The 6,092-nt window shown below is 54.3% G+C and carries 6 protein-coding genes; all 6 read left to right on the forward strand.

From position 1 onward, the window contains the following. Positions 1 to 371 precede the first annotated feature (371 nt). The 6 genes from ACE418_RS11890 (at position 372) to ACE418_RS11915 (ending at position 5,988) form a co-directional block, all read left to right on the forward strand. Entirely contained in the window at positions 372 to 1,178 is an 807-nt protein-coding gene (locus ACE418_RS11890; RefSeq protein ID WP_416450805.1) for a phage replisome organizer N-terminal domain-containing protein, read from the forward strand. Between the two features lie 25 nt (positions 1,179 to 1,203). Then, positions 1,204 to 1,551 (forward strand): hypothetical protein, encoded by a 348-nt coding sequence (locus ACE418_RS11895; protein ID WP_416450807.1) that lies wholly within the window; start codon positions 1,204 to 1,206, stop codon positions 1,549 to 1,551. 832 nt (positions 1,552 to 2,383) lie between these two features. Continuing rightward, complete coding sequence (thrC, locus tag ACE418_RS11900) at positions 2,384 to 3,886, forward strand: threonine synthase (protein ID WP_416450808.1); 1,503 nt, start codon at positions 2,384 to 2,386, stop codon at positions 3,884 to 3,886. 16 nt (positions 3,887 to 3,902) lie between these two features. Further along, positions 3,903 to 4,799 (forward strand): DMT family transporter, encoded by an 897-nt coding sequence (locus ACE418_RS11905; RefSeq protein ID WP_416450810.1) that lies wholly within the window; start codon positions 3,903 to 3,905, stop codon positions 4,797 to 4,799. 1 nt (position 4,800) lies between these two features. Then, the gene (locus ACE418_RS11910; protein ID WP_416450811.1) at positions 4,801 to 5,538 is read left to right on the forward strand and encodes a TVP38/TMEM64 family protein; all 738 of its coding nucleotides are present in this window, start codon (positions 4,801 to 4,803) and stop codon (positions 5,536 to 5,538) included. 21 nt (positions 5,539 to 5,559) lie between these two features. Next, positions 5,560 to 5,988 (forward strand): C-GCAxxG-C-C family protein, encoded by a 429-nt coding sequence (locus tag ACE418_RS11915; protein WP_416450813.1) that lies wholly within the window; start codon positions 5,560 to 5,562, stop codon positions 5,986 to 5,988. Positions 5,989 to 6,092: the final 104 nt, after the last annotated feature.

The following is a 6,092-nucleotide window of genomic DNA, read 5'->3' on the forward strand; positions in this document are numbered from 1 at the left end:
GAGTTGTAGGGGTCGCCACGTGGGCGACCCGTTGGGAATTGGGACAATTTTTCTAGCAAGTGGGTCGGGAAATCGTACATATCCCGGAAGCGGCTGTTGCATTATGCATTTTGGCTTAATGCGACAGCCGCTTTTTTTCTGCTTCCCCGTGCCTTTGTAACGCGTTACCTATTAAAGAAAAGAGAAGAGGAGAAAAAGAAAGAAGAGGAGACTAAAAAATCTAGAGAGGATGTCCGCAGCGGGTGGATTTTTTCTCTTATATAGATAGAAGGCCGGAAGAGCCAAACGGAAATGAGGTGTGTGCAATGAAGAAGCTGCAATGGCTGAAAACCAGGACAGGATTGTTTTCGGATCCCCGTATTTTATATCTGATGAATCAGGCGAACGGCGATTCGTATATCGTGTTATGGTTTTTCCTGAAGGACATGGCCGGAACGGTTAACGACAATGGCTTTGTCTACGTGTCGGACCGGGAAGCCATGACGACACAGCTCATTGCCAAGTGCCTGCACCGCCGCCGGCCATTTATCGAAAAAGGATTCGCTTTGTTAGAAAAACTGGGGCTCATCGAACGTGACGAGAACGGCATGATCCGTATCGCCATCTGGGATGAACTGCAGGATTTCCAGCGCGATGAGAGGAAGCGGGAACAGACCAAAGAACGGGTCCGCCGTTATCGTGAGAGGCAGCGGCTGGCTCGGCCGTCAGATAAAGCGATGGATACAGCAGCCACTTCACCTGCGATAGAACAAAATGTTTACAAAAGCGAACCCGTGACGACGCCGAAAACCATGCGTGAATACGCATCGGTCCAGAAATACCAGGAACTCTTTGGCCCCATGCAGGGCGAGTTTGCCCAACAGCTGGTCGATTTGGAAATCGCATGGGGCAGTGAAGCGACCTGTATTGCCATCGAACTGGCCCATGACAATGGGGTCAACAACATCAAGTATATCCAGGCCATCCTCAAGAACAGCAACGGCCATCCTATGAAGAAGGAGGATGCTTATGCACGTAACCAGAGAGAATATTACGAGCACCTTGATGCGGTGTTACATGAAGCCCGGAGAGAGAAGCTGCAACGATTACAAGCTGAAGATGCTCGAAGAAATGCTGCCCGAAACGATGACAGCACAACAAGCGGAATCTCTTTTGCATCGCTTGCTAAAACGATGTAAGTTCGAGCCGTCCATTGCCGAAGTCATGGAAGAATGGTACGCCATCGTCCGTGAAAACCGCCGTCCTCAGGCCTTTCAGGCCGGACCGGCACAGACCGTGCCCCAGCGCCACATCAATCGGCTGAAAGATACGCGGAATGCCTTGCTGGAAGGGCGTCCCATCGAAGGGATGAACTTGTCGGAACAAATCATCCGATTCGCCCGCAGCTTTTTCCCGGAAATCAGCCTGTCCGTCATCGAACGGAACCAGTTGGAAATCTCTAACTGCATGACCGACCGTCAGAGAGACTTGGAACGGAAAGACGGATACATGACCTATATGAAGCTCGATAAACGCGGCGTCATTACGCTGTATATGTCTAAGATACAATAAGAGAAAGGAGACGAGAATGAACCGGATACTACGATTTTTGAGGAACCTCGATAAAAGGAAACTCATTTTCATCTTACAGAGAGCCAGCGCCGTCCTCTTGCCTATCAGGCCGTACCCGGAATGTGGGCGAAGCGGGCACTGCCCCTGTCCGGCCGTAAAGCACAGGACCATGCAGGGCATCGCTATCGGCGGAACGACCGCCAGCGTCCATATGAGGCAGTAATGGGAAATCGCAGGCCGCAGGTCGCAGGCGGCAGACCGCCTCGGACTCAAATGCCGCTGCGCGGCGTCAGACTCAAACTAACAACGACGCTTCGGGAAGCCTTCAGCGCGTAGCGGGCGCCCCACGTGGCGCCCCTACGGATGCGGTTCCACCGCGGTCCTGCGGACCAAAAAAATTCACGGCCATCGGCCTTGTGCGTAGGGGCCGACCTTTAACCTCTCAGACCGCCTTTGGCGGCCAGCTCCCCTATAAAGGGAGCCTTGTGCGGCCCGCTGTGAGATTTCATCACATCCCATTCGATTATAATGGCAGGCTTTTACGAGCCACGAGCCACGAACCACGAGCCACGAGCCACGAGCCACGAGCCACGAGCCACGAGCCACGAGCCACGAACCACGAGCCACTATTTTTTCACGAGTCGAGGGGTACTCGAGGCGAACGGTGGGGCCGTCAGGCCCAAAATTCGATGAACGACGAACGACCTACGATGAACGGTTCTACATCGCGGCCTGCGAATCCATAGAATAGTGGACAAGGTGGCTATTTCCCTTTATAATAGAAATACTTATAGCTATTCTATGAAGTTAGCTGAAAAGGGGGATTTCATCGATGAATTTTAGAAGTACACGATCTGACGAATGTGTTTCGCCGTCTTATGCGCTCTTGCATGGGCTGGCTGCGGACGGAGGACTCTATGTGCCGGAATCGTTCCCGGAAAAGGTCCTGTCTTATAAAGAACTGGCTGGCAAGTCCTATCAGGAGATTGCCGAAGCCGTATTATCCTATTTCTTTACGAATTTCACGGCAGAAGAACGGAAGCAGATGATCGCTTCGGCTTATAATGATACGACCTTCCGCGATGACCGCATCGTACCGCTCCATTCCATCGATACGGATTTATCCATTGCCGAATTGTTTCACGGCCGGACCCTGGCCTTTAAGGACCTGGCGCTGTCGTTGTTCCCGTATTTACTGACGGCTGCCAAGAAACAGGAAAAAGAAGACCGGGATATCCTCATCCTGACGGCGACCAGCGGCGATACGGGCAAGGCGGCCCTGGAAGGCTTCAAGGACGTCCCCGGCACGAATATCATGGTCTTTTATCCCAGCGAAGGCGTCAGCCCCATGCAGAAGCAGCAGATGCAGAAGCAGGAAGGGGATAACGTCAAGGTATCGGCCATTTATGGCAATTTCGACGATGCCCAGAGCTTCTTGAAACGCGTCTTCACCAGCGCCGAAGTCAATGCCTATGCCAATGATAAAGGCGTCCTCTTTTCCAGCGCCAATTCCATCAATATCGGCCGCTTGTTCCCGCAGGTCGCCTACTATGTATCGACGTATGTCTCCCTCGTCGATAACGGCGCCATCAGCGAAGGCGAACCGTTCGACGTCATCGTCCCGACGGGGAACTTCGGCAATATCCTGGCCGGCTATTTTGCCAAGAAGATGGGCGTGCCTATCGGCAAATTGATTTGCGCCTCCAACCAGAACAAGGTCCTGGCCGACTTCTTTGAAACCGGCGTCTATGACATGAACCGCGACTTCTATACGACATCGAGCCCGTCCATGGATATCCTCTTGTCGAGTAATTTTGAACGCTTCTTGTTCTATGTCGCTAAAGAAGATGCCGCCAAGGTGGCCCAGTGGGAAAAGGACCTCCTGGAAACGGGGAAGATGAGCGTGTCGGCTGATGAATTGAAGACACTGCGTCAGGAATTCGAAGGCGGCTGGATCGACGACGACGAAACGAAAGCCGTCATCAACCACGTCTACAACGATTTTGGCTATCTTCTCGACCCGCACACGGCCGTCGCTTACGGCGTCGGCATGAACCGCCATCGCCAGGGCCTCGACGAAGGCCGTCACACGGTCATCATGGCGACGGCTCATCCCTATAAGTTCCCGCCGGTCATCTGCGAAGCCTTGGCGCTGCGCCAGAGCGACGATCCCTTCGACATGCTGGCCGACATCAGCAGCGTGACCGGTATCGCCCTGCCCAAGCCCCTGGCTGACCTCAAGGATAAACCGGTCCGCTTCAGTGACTCCATCGACAAGGAAGACATGAAGAAAGCCGTCTTGTCCTTCGTCGACGCCATTGCGGCCAAGCACTAGGAAAGAGGCCCTCGGTTTGAGTAAAGGTGTTATTTACGCAATCTTATCGGCGCTGGCCTTCAGTATCCAGAATGTCATCGTAAAAGAATTATCCTATACGACGAGCACTGGGGAAATCGCGTTCTTCCGCGGCTTCCTCAGTGCCCTTCTGATATTAGGGCTCATGCGCATCCAGCACGTACATCTGTCGAAACGGGATATACCGACGCTGACTTTGCGCGGTGTCCTCGGCGGCATCGGCATGATCTGCATTTTCTATGCCCTGCGCGGCATGCCCCTGGCCGATGTGTCCATCATTTCCCAGTTGTCGGCGTTCTTCGTCATGCTCTTCGCGGCGATTTTCCTCAAAGAAGTCCTGCCGCCTGGGTCGAAGCTGCCGCTCTTGGTCATCTTCATCGGCGGCTGCCTCGTCGTCCGGCCCTGGAATTTTTCGTCCTTCAACGTCTATTCCCTGTTCGCCCTGGGGCAGGCCATCTTCGCGGCCGGCGCCTATACGACGGTCAGCAAGCTCACTGGATCCGGCCACCATCATCCCTATGAAGTGGTCCTGTACTTTTTGGTCTGTGCGGCCCTGTCCGGCATTGTTCTCATGGCCTTGACCGGCGGCTTTGTCATGCCGGCGCAGGGGGACTGGATCTATTACGGCGGCCTGGCCCTGTTCAGCGTCATCGCCCAGATCTGGATGACCAATGCCTATGCGACGGCCAACCCGGTCGTCGTCAGCTTCGTCTCTTATATCGGCGTCTTCTTCAACGCCCTCTGGGGGTTCGTCATCTTTGGGGAAATCCTGACCGGTCTGACTGTTGCCGGCGGCGTACTCATCATCGGCGGGTCCATGTACCTGACCAAGCTCAAGCACGATAAGATTGCTGAAATGGCCAGGATGCAGGAACGGAAGCAGAAAGAGGCATAACATGACTACGAAACAGATTCATGAAACACACATTAAGATCGCCTTTTTTGCTATGCTGGTCGTCATGCTGGCCGCTATCTACGTGGCCATCCCGGACTTTTACAGCACGGTATGGCAGTTGTCGACGAGCGGCAACATGCAGGGAACTATCGCTTATCTGCGCTCTTTCGGGGTCTGGGCCGTCCTGGTCAGCATGATCATCGATATCGTCATCAACATTGTCGGCTTTTTGCCGTCTATCTTCATTTCTACGGCTAATGGCGTCGTCTTCGGCGTCGTTGGGGGAACGGCCGTTTCCTGGGTGGCCGAAACCATCGGCGTCATCATCAGCTTTTTCTTTATGCGGACCCTGTTCCGCAACAAGGCCAAGAAGGTCATCGAAAAGAGCCGGATGCTCAGTAAGCTCGACCATTACAGTACCTGGCAGGCCATGACTTTGGCCCGGGCCGTCCCATATTCGCCGAACGGCCTGGTTACGGCCCTGGGGGCGTTGAGCCATATCAGCTACCGCGACTATATCCTGGGTTGTTTCATCGGCAAATTGCCGTCCGTAGCCTGTGAGGTCCTGGTCGGCCACGACCTGGTCATGATGGAAGAACATTCCATGCGCCTGACCATCGTCCTCATCGTCATCGCCATCGTCTACGGCGGCCTGTGGTATTGGCATCGCCGCCAGCAGGCCAAGAAGGTCCTCCATAAGATCGCCGACGACCTCAAGGACGGCGAGGGCCGCAGTTAATTTCAGAAAGGATAGATCATCATGGAAAGAGAATACAAATTAGCAGAACAATATCATTTACAGGGCAATAACTGTATCGAATCGGTCCTCAAGGCCTGTAACGACACGATGAACCTCCAGCTTCCGGACGTAGCCATCCGCATGGCTTCCGGCATGGGCGGCGGCATCGGCCGGTCCGGCTGTGTCTGCGGGGCCCTGAGCGGCGCCTGTCTGGTCATCGGCGCCCTCGTCGGCCGGCTCACGCCCGATGAAAAGCCCTTGCCCGAAGTCTACAAATACACCAGTGAATTCCATGACCGCTTCAAAGAACACTTCGGCGCCACCTGCTGCCGGGCCCTCAACACCCTCAGCTTCGGTACGCCGGAATACCGCAAGCACTGCATCAAGATCACGGCCACCGCAGCCGACATGGTCTCTGACTTCGTCGCCGAAAAAGGCTTGCTGAAGTGAGTTTAGTGGCTCGTGGTTCGTGGTTCGTAAAAAGGGGCTGTCGCACGAAGGTTTTTGCCATCATGCGAGGCCCCTTCAACTTAAAAGTTTTTCGTTCGTAGTTC

The sequence above is a fragment of the Megasphaera jansseni genome (genome assembly GCF_047974155.1).
In the GTDB taxonomy this organism is placed as follows: Bacteria; Bacillota; Negativicutes; order Veillonellales; family Megasphaeraceae; genus Megasphaera.